The sequence below is a fragment of the Polynucleobacter sp. MWH-UH35A genome (assembly GCF_018687075.1).
GTDB lineage: Bacteria > Pseudomonadota > Gammaproteobacteria > Burkholderiales > Burkholderiaceae > Polynucleobacter.
Genome location: NZ_CP061285.1, coordinates 1,740,740 through 1,760,930 on the forward strand (window position 1 = coordinate 1,740,740; position 20,191 = coordinate 1,760,930).

22 protein-coding genes are annotated in these 20,191 nt (G+C 45.3%); 15 read left to right on the forward strand and 7 right to left on the reverse strand.

What is annotated here, in order from left to right:
* Window positions 1-34: 34 nt before the first annotated feature.
* Together ICV36_RS09035 and ICV36_RS09040 are read left to right on the forward strand one after the other, a co-directional pair.
* Window positions 35-355 (forward strand): DUF6150 family protein, encoded by a 321-nt coding sequence (locus tag ICV36_RS09035; RefSeq protein WP_215400361.1) that lies wholly within the window; start codon window positions 35-37, stop codon window positions 353-355.
* Between the two features lie 18 nt (window positions 356-373).
* A complete protein-coding gene (locus ICV36_RS09040) occupies window positions 374-985 on the forward strand; it encodes an MOSC domain-containing protein (protein ID WP_215400362.1) in 612 nt (203 codons plus the stop codon).
* Window positions 986-1,038: 53 nt separating this feature from the next.
* Here the strand turns inward: ICV36_RS09040 and ICV36_RS09045 are convergent, their stop codons facing one another.
* Entirely contained in the window at window positions 1,039-2,709 is a 1,671-nt protein-coding gene (locus ICV36_RS09045) for an MFS transporter (protein ID WP_215400363.1), read from the reverse strand.
* Between the two features lie 336 nt (window positions 2,710-3,045).
* Between ICV36_RS09045 and ICV36_RS09050 the strand changes: the two genes are divergently transcribed.
* The 4 genes from ICV36_RS09050 to ggt are packed head-to-tail and all read left to right on the forward strand — an operon-like array spanning window position 3,046 to window position 7,777.
* A complete protein-coding gene (locus tag ICV36_RS09050) occupies window positions 3,046-4,131 on the forward strand; it encodes a TRAP transporter substrate-binding protein (RefSeq protein WP_215384171.1) in 1,086 nt (361 codons plus the stop codon).
* Between the two features lie 21 nt (window positions 4,132-4,152).
* Window positions 4,153-4,695, forward strand: coding sequence for a TRAP transporter small permease subunit (locus ICV36_RS09055; RefSeq protein ID WP_215391620.1), 543 nt, complete (start codon window positions 4,153-4,155; stop codon window positions 4,693-4,695).
* Entirely contained in the window at window positions 4,695-6,137 is a 1,443-nt protein-coding gene (locus tag ICV36_RS09060; RefSeq protein WP_371743224.1) for a TRAP transporter large permease subunit, read from the forward strand. Before ICV36_RS09055 ends, ICV36_RS09060 begins: the two co-directional genes overlap by 1 nt.
* A 41-nt stretch (window positions 6,138-6,178) precedes the next feature.
* The gene (gene ggt / locus ICV36_RS09065; RefSeq protein WP_215400365.1) at window positions 6,179-7,777 is read left to right on the forward strand and encodes a gamma-glutamyltransferase; all 1,599 of its coding nucleotides are present in this window, start codon (window positions 6,179-6,181) and stop codon (window positions 7,775-7,777) included.
* Here the strand turns inward: ggt and ICV36_RS09070 are convergent.
* Window positions 7,764-8,393 (reverse strand): trimeric intracellular cation channel family protein, encoded by a 630-nt coding sequence (locus tag ICV36_RS09070; protein WP_215400366.1) that lies wholly within the window; start codon window positions 8,391-8,393, stop codon window positions 7,764-7,766. The genes ggt and ICV36_RS09070 overlap by 14 nt on opposite strands.
* 90 nt (window positions 8,394-8,483) lie before the next feature.
* Here ICV36_RS09070 and maiA point away from each other — a divergent pair, with 90 nt between their 5' ends.
* Window positions 8,484-9,164: a maleylacetoacetate isomerase gene (maiA, locus tag ICV36_RS09075; protein ID WP_215400367.1), complete on the forward strand. Its 681-nt coding sequence runs from the start codon at window positions 8,484-8,486 to the stop codon at window positions 9,162-9,164.
* On the opposite strand, the gene ICV36_RS09080 is transcribed toward maiA, so the two are convergent.
* Genes ICV36_RS09080 through ICV36_RS09090 form a run of 3 tightly spaced genes read right to left on the reverse strand, consistent with a single transcriptional unit; the run spans window position 9,135 to window position 11,870 of the window.
* Window positions 9,135-10,064 (reverse strand): AEC family transporter, encoded by a 930-nt coding sequence (locus ICV36_RS09080; RefSeq protein WP_215400368.1) that lies wholly within the window; start codon window positions 10,062-10,064, stop codon window positions 9,135-9,137. The genes maiA and ICV36_RS09080 overlap by 30 nt on opposite strands.
* Window positions 10,065-10,087: 23 nt before the next feature.
* On the reverse strand, window positions 10,088-10,612 hold the full coding sequence (locus ICV36_RS09085) for a gamma carbonic anhydrase family protein (RefSeq protein ID WP_215400369.1): 525 nt from the start codon (window positions 10,610-10,612) through the stop codon (window positions 10,088-10,090).
* 55 nt (window positions 10,613-10,667) lie between these two features.
* The gene (locus ICV36_RS09090) at window positions 10,668-11,870 is read right to left on the reverse strand and encodes an ammonium transporter (protein ID WP_215400370.1); all 1,203 of its coding nucleotides are present in this window, start codon (window positions 11,868-11,870) and stop codon (window positions 10,668-10,670) included.
* Between the two features lie 138 nt (window positions 11,871-12,008).
* Here ICV36_RS09090 and ICV36_RS09095 point away from each other — a divergent pair, with 138 nt between their 5' ends.
* Together ICV36_RS09095 and ICV36_RS09100 are read left to right on the forward strand one after the other, a co-directional pair.
* A complete protein-coding gene (locus ICV36_RS09095) occupies window positions 12,009-12,371 on the forward strand; it encodes a Rap1a/Tai family immunity protein (protein WP_215400371.1) in 363 nt (120 codons plus the stop codon).
* 41 nt (window positions 12,372-12,412) lie between these two features.
* The gene (locus tag ICV36_RS09100; RefSeq protein ID WP_215400372.1) at window positions 12,413-12,700 is read left to right on the forward strand and encodes a glycine zipper domain-containing protein; all 288 of its coding nucleotides are present in this window, start codon (window positions 12,413-12,415) and stop codon (window positions 12,698-12,700) included.
* A gap of 55 nt (window positions 12,701-12,755) precedes the next feature.
* Here the strand turns inward: ICV36_RS09100 and ICV36_RS09105 are convergent, their stop codons facing one another.
* Both ICV36_RS09105 and ICV36_RS09110 read right to left on the reverse strand, forming a co-directional pair.
* Window positions 12,756-13,145, reverse strand: a complete 390-nt coding sequence (locus ICV36_RS09105) for an OsmC family protein (protein WP_215400373.1) — start codon at window positions 13,143-13,145, stop codon at window positions 12,756-12,758.
* Window positions 13,146-13,193: 48 nt separating this feature from the next.
* Window positions 13,194-13,604, reverse strand: a complete 411-nt coding sequence (locus ICV36_RS09110) for a rhodanese-like domain-containing protein (RefSeq protein ID WP_215400374.1) — start codon at window positions 13,602-13,604, stop codon at window positions 13,194-13,196.
* A gap of 58 nt (window positions 13,605-13,662) precedes the next feature.
* On the opposite strand from ICV36_RS09110, the gene ICV36_RS09115 reads away from it, so the two are divergent.
* The 6 genes from ICV36_RS09115 (at window position 13,663) to glyQ (ending at window position 20,171) form a co-directional block, all read left to right on the forward strand.
* On the forward strand, window positions 13,663-14,925 hold the full coding sequence (locus tag ICV36_RS09115; protein WP_215400375.1) for a putative Na+/H+ antiporter: 1,263 nt from the start codon (window positions 13,663-13,665) through the stop codon (window positions 14,923-14,925).
* 66 nt (window positions 14,926-14,991) lie between these two features.
* The gene (gene miaB, locus ICV36_RS09120; RefSeq protein WP_215400376.1) at window positions 14,992-16,338 is read left to right on the forward strand and encodes a tRNA (N6-isopentenyl adenosine(37)-C2)-methylthiotransferase MiaB; all 1,347 of its coding nucleotides are present in this window, start codon (window positions 14,992-14,994) and stop codon (window positions 16,336-16,338) included.
* The gene (gene ybeY / locus ICV36_RS09125) at window positions 16,328-16,810 is read left to right on the forward strand and encodes an rRNA maturation RNase YbeY (protein WP_215400377.1); all 483 of its coding nucleotides are present in this window, start codon (window positions 16,328-16,330) and stop codon (window positions 16,808-16,810) included. The genes miaB and ybeY overlap by 11 nt, the downstream gene beginning before the upstream one ends.
* Before the next feature lie 30 nt (window positions 16,811-16,840).
* Entirely contained in the window at window positions 16,841-17,680 is an 840-nt protein-coding gene (locus ICV36_RS09130; RefSeq protein WP_215400378.1) for an HlyC/CorC family transporter, read from the forward strand.
* A 38-nt stretch (window positions 17,681-17,718) separates the two neighbouring features.
* Complete coding sequence (gene lnt / locus ICV36_RS09135) at window positions 17,719-19,221, forward strand: apolipoprotein N-acyltransferase (RefSeq protein ID WP_215400379.1); 1,503 nt, start codon at window positions 17,719-17,721, stop codon at window positions 19,219-19,221.
* A gap of 59 nt (window positions 19,222-19,280) precedes the next feature.
* Entirely contained in the window at window positions 19,281-20,171 is an 891-nt protein-coding gene (glyQ, locus tag ICV36_RS09140; RefSeq protein ID WP_215400380.1) for a glycine--tRNA ligase subunit alpha, read from the forward strand.
* The last annotated feature ends 20 nt before the right edge of the window (window positions 20,172-20,191 follow it).

Genomic DNA, 20,191 nt, shown 5'->3' on the forward strand with positions numbered 1-20,191 from the left:
ACATAAAAAGCAGAAGAGGTACTATCCTCAAATAATGAACTCATTCCTATTGCGTCTTTGCATCTCTTTGCTATTCAGCCTGGGCACCCCTCTTTACGCTTCCGCAGCACAAATCTTTATTACTAATTACCCTTCGGAAGCAAACGCAAAAGTCTATGTCACTAAGTACCAATCAGAGGCAAACTGCATTGTGTATGACACTCAATACTCCAGCGACAACGAACCGGGCGTCTGGTTTTATACCAAATATAAAAGTGATGCCCGTGCGGTGATTTATTACACTCAATACAAGTCAGAGGCCGATCTTATTGTGTATTTCACCAAATACAAAAGTGACGCACGCTGTCGCTATTAATCAGCATCTCTTTAACTCATGAGACTTCTTTCGATATCCGCTGGTAAAGTGGCGCCCTTGTTTGGAAACCACCACCCCGATTACAAATCTGTTGCCTCAGCTATTCGTAAGAAGGTAGTGAGCGACCCAGTTAATTTAGTGCCAGTTGAAATTACTATGCTTGGCATTAAAGGTGACGAGCAAGCCGATCTATCTGTTCACGGCGGAATTGAAAAAGCAATTTACGTTTATCCAGCAGAACACTACACATTCTGGAATGAGCTACTGACTCGCGAAACCAAGCGGCCAGTGTGTTTGGAATATGGCGCTATCGGCGAGAATTTCACGATTGAAGGCCTCTTAGAGTCTGAAGTATTTGTTGGTGATCGACTGCAGATCGGAACGCTAGAGTTTGCAGTTGTAAAACTACGTGAGCCTTGTTTTAAATTCAATGCTGCAGTGGGCTATAAAGGCGCTAGCAAGGCAATGCTACAGTCCGGCTATAGCGGCTGGTATTTGCGCGTAATCAAAACTGGAGTGCTTACGGCTGGCGCTGAGATTACTTTAATCCCAGGCGCAAGAGAAACTTCTATTGCCCAGCAAAATCTAAGACTCTTAAACAATCGCAATCAAAAAGATATGTGGGAATAAAAAAACCCGACCATTTCTGATCGGGTTCCATATTTGCTACAGACTAAAAATGCTTAGTCACGTGCGTAGATATCTACATCTTTAGTTTCACGTACAAACAGTGTACCGATTACCAATGTCATCGCAGCGATGATGATTGGGTACCAGAGACCGTAGTAAATGTTACCGTTTTGCGCTACCAAGGCGAAGGAGATCGTTGGCAGCAAGCCACCGAACCAACCGTTACCAATGTGGTATGGCAAAGACATAGAGGTGTAACGAATGCGAGTTGGGAACATCTCAACCAACATTGCAGCGATTGGGCCATAAACCATGGTTACCAAGATCACCAAGTACACCAACAAGAGCAATACAGCGACATAGTTCACGCCAGCTGGATCAGCCTTTGTTGGATAACCCTCTTTGTTCAAAGCCTCACGAATTGCTTTCTTGAATTCAGCATCCTTCGCTTTAGCATCGGCTGGATCAAGACCAACTGGTGAGTAACCAGGAATTTCAATGTCACCAATCTTCACTACTGCATTGGTGCCAGCTGGAGCTGGAATAGTTGAGTAGCTAGCGGAGTTAGATGCCATCACCTGTTTTGCAATGTCGCAAGAACTAGTGAACTTCGCTGTACCTGTTGGATTGAACTGGAATGTACATTGCGCAGGATCAACAGTAATTGTTGCTGGCGCAGTAGCCATTGCCTTTTCCAACGCTGGGTTAGCAAAGTGTGTCAAAGCATTAAATACTGAAACTGGAGTGTTAGGGATGTATGTAATTACAGCCAATAACAAACCGCCCATGATGATCACTTTACGGCCGATCTTGTCAGACAAGCTACCGAAGATCACAAAGAATGGTGTGCCGATTACCAATGAAGCAGCAATCAACAAGTTTGCAGTCTTAGGATCTACTTTCAACACTTGTGTGAGGTAGAACAAAGCGTAGAACTGACCTGTGTACCAAACCACCGCTTGACCTGCAACCAGACCAAACAATGCCAAGATAACAATCTTCAAGTTCTTCCATTGACCAAAAGACTCGGACAAAGGAGCTTTAGATAATTTACCTTCTTCTTTCATCTTCTTGAAAGCTGGAGACTCATTCATGGACAAACGAATCCATACAGAGATCGCCAACAATGCGATAGAAACGATGAAAGGAACGCGCCAGCCCCAAACATCAAAGTCTGGGCCAGTGAATTCACGTGTGAACAAAATCACGAGCAAGGAGAGGAACAAACCTAAAGTAGCTGTTGTTTGAATCCAAGCTGTGTATGCGCCACGACGACCGTGAGGAGCGTGTTCTGCAACGTAAGTAGCAGCACCACCATACTCACCACCCAAAGCCAAACCTTGAAGCATACGCAATGCAATCAAGATTACTGGAGCGGCAACACCGATAGTTGCGTAGTTAGGCAGAATACCCACGATAAAGGTTGCGCCACCCATTAAGAGGATGGTGACCAAAAAGGTGTATTTACGACCAATCAAATCGCCTAAGCGACCGAACACCAACGCGCCGAATGGACGCACGATGAAACCAGCAGCGAACGCTAACAAAGCGAAAATGAAGGCAGAGCCCGCATCCAAGCCAGAGAAGAATTGCTTAGCAATAATTGCCGCAAGTGAACCGTACAAGTAAAAGTCGTACCACTCAAAAACCGTACCTAAAGAGGAAGCAAAAATAACTTTGCGTTCTTCAGCGGTCATTGGGGCTGCTTTAGTTGATGTTGACATCAGTAGCTCCTAACTATTTTTATTAAATAAAAAACAACGAGTCGATTATGCTTTGAAAAAAACCAAAGAAATCCACTAGTTAGGGTAATTCCCCATCAAATAGACTCGGGGTTTTCCCGAAAAATGTGGATTTGATGCAACGCATTTAAGCCATGATGAGGCAAGGGTTAAGCACTAATTTGAAGCAATGCGCCCAAGTGAGGTGCATTTCTAAAAATCAGGGTGCAATCCTCACGAATAACACTTGTTGCACTTCGATTTAATTGATCTTGTAGTCAGTAAATAGGCATCCACAAAAAATGCCATCAAATAATTAATAAACAAGGAGCAAGGCAAATGAAAAGACGTGACTTTTTAGGTAAGGCTGCGGTTGGCGCAGCTGCAGGCGTATTAGCTGCACCAGCAATTGCACAATCCATGCCAGAAGTGAAGTGGCGCTGCGCATCTAGCTTTCCGAAGAGCCTAGACACGATTTATGGTGGTGGCGAATTCATCTCTAAACGGGTAGCTGCTTTAACTGACGGCAAGTTTCAGATCCGTATCTTTGGTGCCGGTGAAATCGTTCCAGCCTTCGGCACAGTTGATGCAGTGCAGCAGGGCACTGTCGAATGTACTCACACTGCCGGCTACTACTTCGTTGGCAAAAACAAAACGTTTGCTTTTGACACTACCGTTCCATTTGGTATGAACCAACGTCAGCAAAATGCTTGGATGTACTGGGGTGGAGGCTTAAAGCTACAGCGTGAATTCTTACGTGACTACAACATTATTTCTTTCCCAGCAGGCAACACCGGAACTCAGATGGGTGGCTGGTTTAAAAAGCCAGTGAAAACTGTTGCAGACCTCAAGGGTCTAAAAATGCGTATCGCCGGACTTGGCGGTGAAGTAATGTCTCGCCTCGGCGCAATTCCACAACAAATTGCCGGTGGTGATATTTATCCCGCCCTTGAAAAAGGTGTGATTGATGCCGCTGAGTGGGTCGGTCCATACGACGACGAAAAGTTAGGCTTCTACAAAATTGCTCCTTACTACTACTACCCAGGATGGTGGGAAGCTTGTTCTATGTACTCGATGTACGTCAACATCAAGGAGTGGGAAAAGCTACCGAAGCAATACCAAGAAGCCTTGGCCTCAGCATGCGCTGAATGCAACATCGATATGATGGCCGAGTACGACTATAAAAACCCAATCGCCTTGCAAAGCTTGATTAAGAATGGCGTCAAGTTGCAGTCTTACTCTACAGAAATTATGAAAGCTGCATCTACTGCAGCTTTTGAAATGTATGAGGAAGAAGCCGCCAAGAACCCATCGTTCAAGAAGATTTACGAACCTTGGAAGAAATTCCGCAACGATCAAATGTTGTGGAACAAAGTTGCCGAACAAACCCTCATGAGCTTCATGCTAACTAATCCTGTCAAATAAACTTTAAGCGAGTAACTTGAAATGCCAAAACAATTTTTAGTTTTTGCAAATTTCGTTGATCGCCTAAATGACCGTTTTGGTGTTTTAGCAAGCTGGATGGTTCTTATTGCCGTACTGGTCAGCACAGCAAATGCGCTGATCCGGTACGGCTTTAACATCAGTTCAAACGGTTGGTTAGAAGCACAATGGTATTTGTTTGCCGGCATGGTGATGTTTGGTGCCGCCACCACTTTTCGTATGAATGAGCATGTCCGGGTTGACGTTCTCTATGCTCTATATCCCAACAGAGTTCGCCTCTGGCTAGATTTCTGGGGTGGCATTGTTTTCTTTTTACCAATGACCATCATTATTGGTTACTACTCTTGGGAATTTTTTATTACCTCGGTAATTCAAAATGAAACCTCGAGTAATCCAGGCGGTCTGATTCGTTGGCCAGTGCGCGGCATTATTACCCTGGGCTTTTTCTTGCTGACACTCCAAGGTATTTCAGAAATCATCAAGCGCTATGCAGCCATCACCGGCATGATTGAAATCGATCCCAAATACGAAAGACCTCTCCAATGATTAGCCAAGATTTGATGGCCCCCATCATGTTTGGGGGTCTGATTGTATTTTTATTAATTGGATATCCGGCAGCATTTTCTTTAGGTGCTGTTGGATTATTCTTCTCCTTCATTGGAATCGAGATGGGCATGTTTCAGCCCACCTTCTTGCAGGCCTTACCAGATCGTGTATTCGGCATCTTGTCAAACGACCTTCTGCTCTCTATCCCATTCTTTACTTTCATGGGTGCCATTCTCGAGAAATGTGGATTGGCAGAAGACATGCTCGAAGGATTGGGTCAGTTATTCGGCCCGATCCGTGGAGGCTTAGCTTATGCCGTGATTATTGTTGGCGCGATTCTGGGTGCAATTACCGGAACCGTTGCAGCCTCCGTGATTGCCATGGGTTTAATTTCCTTACCAATAATGTTGCGCTATGGATATAACCCTCGCGTTGCAACAGGCGTGATTGCTGCTTCAGGAACGATTACTCAACTGATCCCTCCTTCACTCGTATTAATTGTATTGGCCGACCAGTTAGGCAAATCTGTTGGTGATATGTACGCAGGAGCTATTGGACCTTCAATCATCCAAGTGGTGTTGTTCTGCTTGTTCATTTTCTTTTTATCCATTTTTAGACCACAAGATGTACCCGCACTTCCTCCCGAAGCGCGTCCGAAAATTGACTGGACATTGTTTAAGAAAATCCTTTGGGGCATTGTTCCTTCGATCGCTCTGATCTTCTTGGTGCTGGGAACCATTTTGATGGGTCTAGCAACGCCAACTGAAGGTGGTGCAATGGGTTCTGTTGGAGCTTTAGTTCTCGCAGCAATGAACAAGCGTCTACAAAAACCGTTAGTCTGGGAAGCAATGACTTCCACTATGCGTATTAATGCCATGGTGATTTTTATTCTGATTGGATCCACCGTCTTTGGCTTAGCATTCCGCGGTGTAGATGGCGACCTATGGATTGAGCATCTGTTGTCAGGATTGCCAGGAGGCCAAATAGGCTTCTTAATTGTGGTGAACTTGTTTGTTTTCTTCTTAGCCTTTTTTTTGGACTATTTTGAAATCGCCTTCATCATCATTCCACTATTAGCTCCTGTTGCAGACAAGCTTGGTATTGATCTCATTTGGTTTGGCGTGCTTCTCGGTGCAAATATGCAGACTTCGTTTATGCATCCGCCATTTGGATTTGCCTTATTCTATCTGCGTGGGGTAGCGCCAAAATCACTGAAAAGCTCTGATATTTACTACGGGGCTTTGCCATGGGTTGGCTTACAACTGATTTTGGTTGCGATCATCATCTTCATTCCTGAGACTGTTACTTACTTCATTGATAAACCAGCAGTAGCAATGGATGTGAATGCCGTTTCAATCGATCCACTTGAGGGCGTACAACAAAATGAGATCACTGTAGACTCTAGTGCCGAGATCGAGCGTCAATTGCGAGAAAATAAATAGCTATTACAAATAGCAGAATAAAAAAATAGAGGGGATTTACGATGCAAGCAAAGTGGGGTATTCGAGGGATGGCGGTAGCACCGCACTCCCTCGCTTCTGAATCAGCTTTAGCAGTTCTACGTGAGGGTGGTAACGCACTGGAAGCAATGGTAGCCGCGGCAGCAACCATTGCAGTGGTGTACCCACACATGAACTCCATTGGAGGCGACTCTTTCTGGGTGGTGCATTCACCTGGGAAGGCTATGGGTGGCATTGATGCCTGTGGCGCCGCAGCTGGTTTAGCCACAAAGCAATGGTATGCGGAGCGCGGAATTACTAAGGCCATTCCTTTTAGGGGGCCGGTAGCAGCCAATACTGTTGCAGGAACCATCTCTGGTTGGGGCGCTGCTCACAAACTATCCAAACAAGGTTTGGGTGGCAAGATACCTTTATCTCGTTTATTGGCTGATGCAATTCATTATGCAGAAGCGGGAGTACCAGTTACTTACAGTCAGTTAAGTTTGACCGAAAAAAAGCGTGCAGAACTCAGCCCTATTCCTGGTTTTTCCAAAACTTTCTTGGTTAATGGCAAAGCGCCGGCCGTTGGCAGCATCTTTAAACAAGAGCGCCTTGCAAAAACTTTGCGGCAAATTGCAGAAAAAGGAACGGATGACTACTACCGCGGAGATCTGGCGAAATTACTTGCAAAAGAATTAACGGACATTGGTAGCCCTCTGCGCTTAGATGACCTCCATCGTCATCATGCAAAGCTCATCGATCCCCTCGAGCTCAAACATAGCTTGGGTAATGTATACAACATGATTCCGCCCACCCAAGGTGTTGTCTCCTTGATGATTATTGGCATCTTAGATCAGCTGAACTTAAAACGCTTTAAGGTGGATAGCGCTGAGTATGTACATCATTGTGTTGAGGCCACTAAACAAGCGTTTAAGATTCGCGATCAATTTGTGACGGATCCTGCGTATATGACGAAGAATGCGCAGTCTTTTCTAGCACCTGCATTCCTGAAAAAACTAGCTAAGAACATCGATCCCAATAAAGCACTACCTTGGGGTCAAGGCAAAGGTCCAGCAGATACGATTTGGATGGGTGTGATTGATGGTGATGGCAATTGCGTTTCATTCATTCAAAGTATTTATCACGAGTTCGGCGCAGGAATAGTTCTGCCAAAGTCTGGTGTCAATTGGCAGAACCGTGGTTGCAGCTTTTCACTAGATCCCAAAACACTGAATCATCTAGAGCCCTATCGAAAACCATTCCACACACTTAATCCAGCGATGGCTTTATTTAAAGATGGTCGCTCGATGGTGTATGGAACAATGGGTGGCGATGGTCAACCCCAAACACAATGCGCAGTCTTTACTCGCACCGCAACTTACGGCCTTGATCCACAGGATGCAATTAGCCGTCCACGCTGGTTGCTCGGCCGCACTTGGGGACAAACGAGTGATAGCCTAAAACTCGAATCACGTTTTAGTCCTTGGGTTGCCAAGGAGCTTCATGCTTTAGGTCATGAAATTGAAATGCTCGATGCCTTCGATGAAACCGTCGGCCATGCCGGTTGCATTATTCGTGATCCATCAGGCACATTGCGCGGCGGATGGGATCCTCGTAGTGATGGGGCTGTTAGCGCGTTTTAGTAATAAACATTTTTGGCACGCGCAGATCCCAGTGAATTGCTGCTGCGCGTAGCCCAAAAATTCCGAGCATACAAAGCACGGAGCCCTCAACGACATACTGAGGCAAGAAGTTCAGCACCAAGACATAGGCGCAACAACCCAAGGTTACTGGAATGGCATAGAGCTCATGGGACATGATGAGTGTTTTTCTGCCAGCCAGCACATCGCGTAATAAACCACCACCGATTGCAGTTACTACCCCTAGGATGACTGGCGCCACAGGCAAACCAAAATCCATATTCCAAGCTTTATCTGCCCCCTGAATGGCAAATAGGGCTGCGCCAAAGCCGTCGATATAAAGCATCCAGCGGTAAATTTGCGGTTGGGTAAAAAAAGATTCTGCAAAAAAGGCGATAACACTGGCAGCCAGTGCAAGCCAGACATATATTTGATTCTCAGACCAAAAAATGGGGGCTTCCAAAATAATGTCACGAATAGTGCCTCCACCAATCGCAGTAATTAAGCCAAGCACCAAAACACCGAAAAGATCGACACCGCGATCGGCAATCGCCAAGACCCCCGTCACCGCAAAGGCCATGGTTGCAATAATGCCGATCCAGAAATTAATATCTTCCATAGCAATGAGTCTAATGCAATCTCTACGAACTCAGACTGGAATTCCTCGCCTCAATATACTGTTAGCCATGAGAGCAAATAAGGTGTTGACATGACCCCCAAGCTGTATAGCTTTTGGCGAAGCTCTGCCGCATTTCGTGTGCGCATTGCCCTTAATCTCAAAGGCGTCAGTTATGAAGTTATTCCAATGCATCTGAGTAAAAATGGCGGCGAGCAAATTGGAGAGACTTACGGCAGCAAAAATCCCAATCGCTTGGTGCCCTTATTTGAAGATGGGCAAAAAAGTATTCATCAATCCTTAGCAATTATTGAATATCTAGAAGAAACTCAGTCCGAGCCTGCACTCTTACCAAGCTCAGCAATAGATCGAGCATGGGTACGGGCGATTGCTATGGATATTGCTAGCGATATTCACCCTATCAATAATTTGCGCGTACTGCGCTACCTCATCAAAAAACTCGGCATAACTAACGAAGCTAAAGATGAGTGGTACCAGCACTGGATCAAAATTGGGCTAGAGAGTATTGAAAAACAATTGGGCAATGACTCTAGAGTTGGGGGATTTGCCTACGGCGATTATCCGGGCTTGATTGATGTTTGCTTAGTGCCTCAACTATTTAATGCACTCAGCGCAAAAGTGGATATGAGCCCATTTCCAACTCTCATGCGAATTTACAGTGAGTGCATGAAACTACCTGCTTTCATTGAAGCCTCCTGGGAAAAACAAATAGATGCAGAAGGCCTAAACCCGGTTACTCCACCACAAAAATAATGAAAGTATGAGCAATGAGCTCGCCGTCGTAATTAAGACAACCCTAGATATCACGCTGCCGTCAGCTTTGTAATATTGGGCCAACATAAACGGCCCTGTACCCGTAGGTAACGCGCTCAAAATTACGACTGCATTTATCCATAAGTTAGGCAACTCTAATATAGGCCCTGCAATGATCCAGGCGATCAATGGTTGCAAAACTAACTTTGCCAAACTAATGCCCCAAGCCTGAGCTGGGGCGGCAACACTTTTTTGCATCAGAAACAACCCGATCGATACAAGCGCGCATGGCGTTGATGCAGCAGCCAAAAATGCAATCACTTGCGCAATCGGATCGTACAAAGTGAGGTCACTAGCAGCCCAAATCAATCCAGCAACTGGGGCTATTAATAATGGATTGGTGCAGAGCGATTTGATGACACTCCACACAATCTCATGAGATTTTTTATGCGACAGAATGCCAATTTCAATGAGGACTGTTGCCAAGGCAAACATGGCGAACACGATAAAGGTGGAGATAATCGCAGGCGCCAACCCATCTTGCCCCAGTGCAAGCGCACACAAAGGAATGCCCATATATCCAGTATTTGAATAAGAGGCGCTCAAACCATTAAAGCTAGCTGCTGCCAAATCGCGAATGCGCATCCAACTAATGAGAAGCACCAAAACGAAAACAATCAAACAGCTGAGAAAAAATGCAGTGATAAAACCAGGCTGCCAAAGGGTTTGCCAACCACTGTTGGCAGCGAAATTAAAGAGTTGCGCAGGCAGTGCTAGCCAAACCACAAATCGATTGAGCTCAATCGCAGCGTTTACACCTAACTTACCTGAGTGCCCACCAACATACCCAATCAGAATGAGTAAAAAAACGGGAAGGACTACATTAAATACGTAGAGCAAAATATTTAACGAAAGTGGCTGGGTTAGGAAATCTTTTTCAGCGTCTTCACATAACGCTGTGCATTTTTGACATAGCGTCCAGCAATGTCGTGGATGCCCGCAATTTGCTCTGATGTCAGCTCTTTAACTGCTTTGGCAGGCGTTCCCAAAATCATGGATCCATCCGGAAATTCTTTTCCTTCAGTGACGAGTGCACCCGCACCAACCAAACAATTTTTTCCAATCTTGGCACCATTCAAAATGACCGCACCAATGCCAATCAAACTACCATCGCCAATCTGACAGCCGTGCAGCATCACCTGATGACCAACAGTGACATGCTTACCAATCACAAGGGGGAAACCTGGGTCGGTATGCAGAACAGAAGCATCCTGCACATTACTGCCTTCCCCGATTTGAATGAGATCGTTATCACCTCGGATAACCACTTTGGGCCAAATACTCGCATCTCGATGGAGCTCTACCTTACCGATCACTTCTGCGCTCTCGGCAACCCAAGCGCCCTCAGCTAATTGTGGGGCGTTTCCGTCTAGTTCAAATATAGCCATGACTCATTATAGGTATGAATCAGACTATAAATGAACGCCTATTTCTAAAAGCGAATTACCAGTTTGGCTCACGATCAGGGGTGGAAGAAATACGGTGCACACTTAAATCGGCCCCCTCAAACTCTTCCTCTTGAGACATCCGAATGCCCAAGACAGCTTTCAGAGTGCCATAGACAACAAATCCTCCGATCAGTGCAATGCCCACACCCAAGGCGCTACCAATCAACTGACCGGTGAATGTAATTCCACCGATACCACCAAACGCTTTGGTACCGAAGAAACCAGCAGCTAATCCACCCCAAAGTCCACACAAGCCATGCAAAGGCCAAACACCGAGGACATCATCAATCTTCCAACGGTTTTGGACCAGCGTGAACATGTAAACGAATAAAGCGCCAGCAACTAAGCCCACAAACAAAGCACCCAAAGGATGCATTAAGTCAGAACCTGCACATACCGCCACCAAACCAGCCAGTGGTCCGTTGTAAGTAAAGCCAGGATCGTTACGACCCACAACCCAAGCAGCCAATGTTCCACCAACCATAGCCATCAGAGAGTTCATTGCAACTAAGCCGCTGATCTTATCGATCGTTTGCGCACTCATCACATTAAAACCAAACCAACCTACCGCCAAAATCCAAGCGCCTAAAGCCAAGAAAGGAATACTTGATGGTGGGTGGGCAGAAATTTGACCCTCTTTTGTATAGCGACCACGACGCGCACCCAACAGAATGACCGCAGGCAAAGCAATCCAGCCGCCTACCGCATGCACAACAACGGATCCAGCAAAGTCATGAAATTCTTCGCCCGTAAGGCCTTTGATCCAAGCTTGAATCCCATAATGCTGATTCCAGGCAATTCCCTCAAAGAAGGGATACACAAATCCTACCAACATAAAAGTAGCAATGAGCTGTGGATTAAATTTAGCGCGCTCCGCAATACCACCGGAAATAATTGCCGGAATAGCGGCAGCAAAAGTAAGTAGGAAGAAAAACTTTACTAACTCATAGCCATTTTTCTCCGCCAATAATTCAGCACCAGAGAAAAAATTCACGCCATAGGCAATGCTGTAACCGATAAAGAAATAAGCAATGGTTGAGATAGCAAAGTCGACCAAGATTTTTACCAAGGCATTGACTTGGTTTTTCTTGCGTACGGTTCCCAGCTCCAAGAACGCAAAGCCCGCATGCATAGCCAGGACCATAATGGCGCCAAGCAAGATGAATAAAGCATCACTACCTGATTTCAAAGTTTCCACGAAATTTCCCCCTCTTATTTTTTGCTTCATTATGGGGAATTTAAAAACCCAAATAGGTGCAACATGCACTTATTTAGTGCATCAAAAGACTCAATATATGGTTTATGATTGGTTTTACATACACTTAAGGGAGAACCCATGAAGAAATTCCTCGTTATTTTGGCCGCTTTGGGCGCCTTTTCTGGTCTAGCGCAAGCCGAAGAAAAAATCCAAGTACTAAGTACTCAAGAGCTCGTAAACGTTTGCAAACTCCCAGCGAGCCCTGAGTCCCGCAGTTTCTGTATCGGCTATACAACCAGTGTTTATGACACCTATTTAATGACTCGCCATCCACAGCGTGCCAAGCCATTCATCTGCGTCAAGCAACCAGCGCCTCAACGCGATACGGTAATTGCCGATTTTGTGAAGTGGGCTGGAGAAAATCCACAAACAGCTGATAAACCTGCTGCAGGCGTGGTTTTAGGATTCTTGGCAGCTCGCTTTCCATGCGCCAAGAAATAATCTACAAGCTTAGTCAATTCAAAATACTTAAGGAATTTGATATGAAAAAAATGATTGCAATTACAGCGGCAGCTGTTGCTATTACTGGTTGCTCAGGAATGAGCAATACTGAACAACGTACATTATCTGGCGCTTCTATTGGAGCAGTAGCTGGTGGTGTTGGAGCGGCTATTTTCCACGGCAACCCAATTTGGGGCGTAGTTGGTGGCGCAGCGGTTGGCGCGGCTTCCGGCTATGCGTATGACGCTTTCAAGAAAAATGAAGGCTCCAACTACAACGCTGGCTACAACGCTGGTAAAAATAATCAGCCTAATAACGCACCAAACTAAGCTTTACAACTCGGTCAAATAAGACCGTAGTTCAGCAATACCAACCCAGCTCGTATTAATTTATGAGTTGGGTTTTTATTTGGATCTGCCCAGATAGCGCCTTATGAATGGGGCACTTATTTGCAATCTCCAGCAAACGCTCTTTTTCTTCTACACTCAAATTGCCAAGCAACTGAATTTCGCGGGAAAACGTTTCAACATCATTCGCTCGCTCGATATCGACCGTCACGACAGCATTTTCCAATTTCATTTCTTTACGGCCAGCATACATTTTTAAGGTCATAGACGTACACGCTGCTAATGCTGCACCAAGGTATTCATGCGGACTTGGGCCGGTACCTGAACCCCCTTTAGCTATTTCTGCATCGGATAAAAAATGCAAATCGCCCGCAGTCAATCTTTGCTGAAGTGGACCCTCGCCAAACTGTGAAACTACTTTTCTCATTAGAACCCCAATCGATTATTGAAATAAAACGATCAATCAAAATTGACTTTACTCGGAATGGGGTTTGCTTGCTTTTTCCACAGAAGGCAATTGCGCTTTCTTCCATGCACTAAATCCACCCTCTAAATGACAGATATTGGGCACGCCCATCCTCTGGAGTGCTTGCGTGGCCAAGGCTGAACGCCATGCAGAAGCGCAATACAAGACTAGCCTCTTGCCCTCACCGAATATAGGCTTGAAATAAGGACTATCGGGATCGACCCAAAACTCCAACATCCCCCTAGGGGCGTGCAGCGCATTTGGAATCATGCCCTCTCGCTCTAATTCTCGAATGTCACGTATATCCACAAACACCGAATGAGGATCCTCCAACAATTCCCGCGCCTTTTCAATCGGCAAAGTCTCGATTTCAGCTAATGCATTCTTGATGAGCTCTTGATACCCAATCTTTAATTTCACCAAAATCTCCCAAATTAACAATGTCTTAGCATTCTTAAGCACCTGCTAACATTCTGCTATGAACTTTACCCCCACAGAACTTGGTGCAAGCATTATTTTTGCAATTGCTGTTTTGCATACCTTTTGTACTGGCTATTTTGAATCTATCGCCAAAAAATCGCCACGACATGCCGGCTTATGGCATCTCCTGGGTGAAGTTGAGATTGTTTTTGGGTTTTGGGCGGCAATCTTGGTCATTTTTATTTCTTTCTACGATGACTTAAGTACTGCCAAAGCTTTTCTCAATAAACGCAATTTCACAGAACCACTTTTTGTATTTGCCATCATGATTGTTGCTGGCACAAAACCCATTTTGTATATCTCCACCCAAATTCTGCATGCGCTAGCCAATCTACTGCAAAAACTATTTCGGATTAGAAGCGCTCCGGCGTTATATTTTTTAACGCTAGGTGCAACCCCCCTTTTGGGCTCTTTTATCACTGAACCTGCAGCAATGACCTTAGCCGCTTTTTTATTACGTGATCTCGTCTATCGTCACCAATGCTCTAAAGCGCTTTTATTTGGAACGCTTGGTGTTCTGTTTGTAAACATTTCGATCGGCGGCACTCTCACCAACTTTGCGGCTCCTCCCGTCCTGATGGTAGCCTCCACTTGGGAGTGGAGTTCAGCATTTATGTTTAGTAACTTTGGCATCGAGTCCTGCATTGCCATTTTTATTAATGCTCTCGCAGCAACCTTGCTATTTCATCGTCAACTCATTGAACCGAGCGACAACAAAAAAGAAACGAAGATTCCATTGGCAGTGGTCTTTACCCATTTACTGTTCTTGTTTGGAGTCGTTTTCTTTGCACATGATCCTATTATTTTTACGTGGATTCTGTTGTTCTTTATTGGCTACACCACAGCCTACCCAAAACATCAAAGCCCTCTCATTCTGAAAGAAGCGCTCTTAGTTGGATTCTTCTTGGGTGGCTTAGTGGTTTTAGGCGCATTACAGGGCTGGTGGCTACAGCCGATTCTCGAAATGATGAGTCCCACTGCAGTCTTTTATGGCAGCCTTGTTCTAACCGCCTTTACCGATAATGCTGCCCTGACCTATTTAGGATCATTGGTCACTGGCACTTCTCCAGAGTTCAAATTGGCTTTAGTAGGTGGTGCGGTTGCTGGTGGCGGCCTCACTGTGATTGCCAATGCACCGAACCCTGCAGGCATAGCCATTTTGCGCAGCCACTTTCCAGGGCATACAGTTTCAGCGCTTTACTTACTAATCGCGGCAATTCCGCCCACCATTGTGGCAATTCTGGCTTATCGACTTATCTAGACTCACTTGAGTGCTTAGGCAGTAAAATCTGAGCTTCGCCCCCAGCTATAAATCTGAGAACGGCATATGAAAAAGCTCTATATCAAAACCTTCGGCTGTCAAATGAACGAGTACGACTCGGGAAAAATGGCAGACCTCTTACATGCCGATGAAGGCATGGTCATGACGGATCGACCTGAAGATGCCGATATTGTTCTTCTCAATACTTGCTCTATTCGAGAAAAAGCGGAAGACAAGGTTTTTTCCGATCTAGGTCGACTACGTGAGCTCAAGAAAACGAAACCGGATTTACTCATTGGTGTTGGTGGATGCGTTGCTAGCCAAGAGGGCCAACAGATTGTCAGTCGCGCCCCTTATGTTGATGTTGTATTTGGCCCTCAAACACTCCATCGCTTGTCCGATCTTCTCGCAGAGCGACGTAAAACTGGCGTCTCGCAAGTTGATATTTCCTTTCCGGAGATTGAAAAGTTTGATCATCTGCCAGCCTCACGCCAAACGCGCGGCTCAGCTTATGTCTCCATCATGGAAGGTTGCTCTAAATACTGCAGCTACTGTGTTGTTCCTTATACGCGCGGCGAAGAAGTCTCCAGACCATTTGATGATGTACTCACTGAAGTGGCCGGACTTGCTAGCAAAGGCGTCAAAGAAATTGTTCTGCTTGGCCAAAACGTCAATGCATATTTAGGAAAGATGGGCGAGACTGAAGAGATTGCTGACTTTGCTCTACTCATTGAGTACATCGCAGAAATTCCGGGTGTTGAGCGTATTCGCTTTACGACTAGCCACCCTAAAGAATTTACACAACGCCTCATTGATGTCTATGCCAGAGTACCTAAGCTTGTGAGTCATTTGCATTTGCCAGTGCAACATGGATCCGATGCCATGCTCTCCGCAATGAAACGTGGCTATACAGCGTTAGAGTTCAAAAGCATTATTCGCAAAATGCGCACTGTTCGACCCGATCTAACCCTATCGAGCGACTTTATTGTGGGCTTCCCCGGTGAAACTGAGGCTGACTTTGAAAAGTTACTCAAGATGGTGAAAGAGCTCAATTTTGATAACAGCTTTTGCTTTATCTTTAGCCCACGTCCAGGCACCCCGGCAGCCAATCTTCAGGACGACACGCCCTACGAAGTCAAACTGAAGCGTTTGCAGACCTTATTGGCACTCGTTGAAGGGCAAGCAAATGACATTAGCCAAAAGATGTTGGGCAATATCGAAAGAGTATTGATTGAAGGCCTTGCAAAAGATGGAGTTAATTTACAAGGTCGCGCCGAAAATAATCGCGTGATTCACTTCACGGCACCCGATCAAAATATCGAGGATCTTATCGGACAGATGGTTGATATTCGCATCACCGAGGTCCTAAACTACACCCTCAGAGGCGAATTAGTAGAAGCCCATGTCAACTAAAGCCAAAATTAGCTCGCCCAAATTAATCATTGATCTACAGTTCGCGAGTCCTGCGATCGAGTCTGCAGTTAGTAAAGCAGTGTCCTCTGCCTTAATTAAGAAATGGGTGAAGAATGCTACGTCCTTGGGAGGCTTAGTTACCTTGCGCTTTGTTAATGCAGCAGAAGGTAAAAAGCTAAACTTCGCATTTCGTAAAAAAGATTATGCAACCAATGTTTTAACTTTCCCTTATGAGCTTTCTAAAAATCACTTGGCAGCAGATATTATTTTTTGCTTACCCGTACTTCAAAAAGAAGCCAAGGAGCAAGGGAAGCCACTAAAAGCACATCTGGCACATTTAATTGTGCATGGTTGCTTGCATGCCCAAGGGCAAGATCATGAGTTAGAGCAGGATGCCAAAAAAATGGAGGCGCTAGAAATTCAGATTCTCCAAAATTTAGGTTTTGCCAACCCTTATGCTTCATTTGCTTGATCTGACTTATTTCTACGCTATTCTTGCTATATGCCTGACCCCAATAAATCCTTTTTAGACCGTTTAGCTGATTTTTTAACGCCTCAGCCAACAGAACCTAGTGAACGCCGCCAAGAACTCATAGAGACACTTCGAGAGGCGCAAACCGAGGGCCTAATAGACGCTGATGCGCTCTCCATGATTGAGGGCGTTTTTCAAGTAGGTCAACTATCTGCTCGCGACATCCTAGTGCCTCGCGCCCAAATTGACTGGATTGATATTGGGCACCCACTCTCTGAAATTATTCAGAATGTAATCGATGCAGCACACTCACGCTTTCCAGTATTTGAGGGCAGCAAAGACAATGTGATTGGGATCTTGTTGGCCAAAGATTTATTACGCCACGCCACAGAAAAGGATTTTCAAATCCGAGATTGGTTGCGTCCAGCAGTATTTATTCCGGAATCAAAACGACTTAGCGTCCTATTGCGAGACTTTAAGGACAATCGCAATCATTTAGCCATCGTAGTAGATGAGTACAGTGGCGTAGCTGGAATTATTACGATCGAAGATGTGCTCGAACAAATTGTTGGTGATATTGAAGATGAGCATGATGTTGATGAAGAGGCTGACAATCTCATTGCTTTAGATAATGGCGATATTCGCGTCAAGGGCATTACCGAGCTTGAACAATTCAATGAAACACTGGGAACGCATTTTGAAGTTGAGGACATTGAAACCGTTGCAGGTCTAGTGATTCAGCATTTAGGTCGCGTACCCAAGATGGGTGAACTTATTGAAATTGATGGTATTGAATTCGAAGTTCAACGAGCCGATCCTAGACAAATTCATATATTGCTTGCGCGACAAACCAATAAAAAATCTGTCTGAGATTTCCATTGTTTGATTGGCAAACCTCTCAAGACCGCATGAGCATTAAAACTTTTTCAGTACTTGCTTTGTTTTTGCTAGGCTCAGCACTTGCAGCAATTGCTGAGCTGCCTTATGGTGGCTGGATACAAATCCCTGCTTTAAGTCTTCTCTGGTGGCGTCTTGATCCTCAGACTCCTGCTTCATTTAAAAAACAGTTTGCTTTAGGCCTCTCATTCGGAATCGGCTATTTTGTTGTCGGCCTTTGGTGGCTTTACATCAGCTTGCATGATGTTGGTGGTATGAATGCTGCGCTTGCTTGTATGGGAGTTTTTCTACTCTCAGCTTATGTAGCACTCTATTTCTCGCTAGCTACTCTGGCAATTCCACTATTTAAAAAGAATCGTTTGTCTGGCTTATTTTTGGCTTCAAGCTGGGTTCTTGCAGAAATTCTACGTGGCTACATCTTTACTGGCTTTCCTTGGATGGGTTTTGCTGAAACTCAGTTCAATGGCCCCTTCGCCCCCGTAGCGCCTTACTTTGGCGGCCTAGCCTGCACCTTCTTAGTAGTATGGACTTCCTGGGAAATTTATCAACTTCGCAAGCACGTTGTCTCTAGCGTCCTTTTAATTGCGATTGTGATTTCCGTCTCGCAGTTGGGTGGTTTCTTCACATTCACAAAACCCACTGGGGAACCAATTAGCGTTCGACTGATACAAGGTAACTTCGAACAAAGTCTGAAATTTAATCCTCAGGCTATTGGTCAGCAAATAGATTTTTATGCAAAAGAAATTACCCAAGAGGCAGCCAACCTCATCATCATTCCTGAGACTGCATTTCCATGGCCACTCCCTAATTTGCCAATTGGCTTATTAGATTACTTACAACACTTTTCCAACAGTAGCGGTAGTAATCTACTACTTGGTCTCATTGGCGAAGTGCCTGGAGAACAAGGTATGCAGTACTCAAACCGCGCCACAGGCCTTTCTCCAGAGAAGCCGCCCTATCAATACGATAAAGCGCATCTCGTTCCCTTTGGGGAATTTATTCCTCCAGGCTTTCAGTGGTTCGTCAAAGCGTTTCATGTACCCATGAGTGACTTTGCTAGAGGAAGGTTGGATCAAGCGCCGTTTACGATTGTGCGTAAAGATCAAGGCGATATTCATGCGGCCATTACGATTTGTTATGAGGATGTCTTTGGCGGAGAACTAGCCTCTCGTATTCAACACAGCGATAAACCAGTCAATCTACTAATCAATATGACCAATCTTGCTTGGTTTGGCAAATCTCAAGCATCGACTCAGCAACTCAGACTCTCGCAACTACGTTCATTAGAAACCGGGCTACCCGCCCTTCGCGCTACCAACACCGGAATTACTGCGGTTCTCGGGCCTGATGGCAGGGTCCTCAACGCACTTCCAGAATTTACACAAACCAGCCTGAGCACCCAGGTTCAGGCCTATAGCGGCAAAACGCCGTATGTAATTTGGGGCAACTTACCAATTTTGGGTATTTCATGCCTACTGTTGCTCTGGGGTCTGATTCGTCACAGACGTTTTTAAGCATTTTTGACTCCGAAGCGCTCTAGCCATGTAAAATCAAAGGCTTAGCCAGGTTAATCATGCTTACTTTTCAGCAAATCATTCTCAAACTTCAAGATTATTGGGACCAACAAGGTTGTGCCCTATTGCAACCTATCGACCTCGAGGTTGGTGCCGGCACATCGCATACCGCAACATTCCTCCGTGCCATTGGTCCGGAACCATGGAAGGCGGCTTATGTTCAGCCATCACGCCGACCAAAAGATGGTCGCTATGGTGAAAACCCAAATCGCTTACAGCACTACTATCAATACCAAGTCGTACTGAAGCCAGCCCCAGAAAATATTCTTGATCTCTATCTCGGCTCGCTTGCAGCACTTGGGTTAGATCTCAAAGAAAATGATGTTCGCTTTGTAGAGGATGACTGGGAAAACCCAACACTTGGAGCTTGGGGTCTAGGCTGGGAGGTATGGCTCAACGGCATGGAAGTGACACAGTTCACCTACTTCCAACAAGTGGGTGGCTTAGATTGCAAACCCGTTCTTGGCGAAATCACTTACGGCATCGAACGCTTGGCAATGTATATCCAAAACTGTTCTAACGTATATGACTTAGTTTGGGCTGATGGAATTTCTTATGGTGACGTGTATCACCAAAATGAAGTAGAGCAATCTTGCTACAACTTTGAGCACTCTAATACCGACTTACTATTTGCCAACTTTGCAAACTACGAAAGTGAAGCCAAACGCTTGATGGAAGTTCCATTGGCACTACCTGCTTACGAAATGGTTCTAAAAGCAGCGCACACATTTAACTTATTAGATGCTCGTGGCGCTATCTCAGTCACGGAGCGTGCAGCCTATATTGGTCGCATTCGCAATCTTTCCCGTGCTGTTGCTCAAGCTTATTTTGAGTCTAGAGAAAAACTGGGCTTCCCAATGTGTCAACGTCAAGCTAAAGCTCAAGCTTAAGCGCATCGAGTTTCTGTATT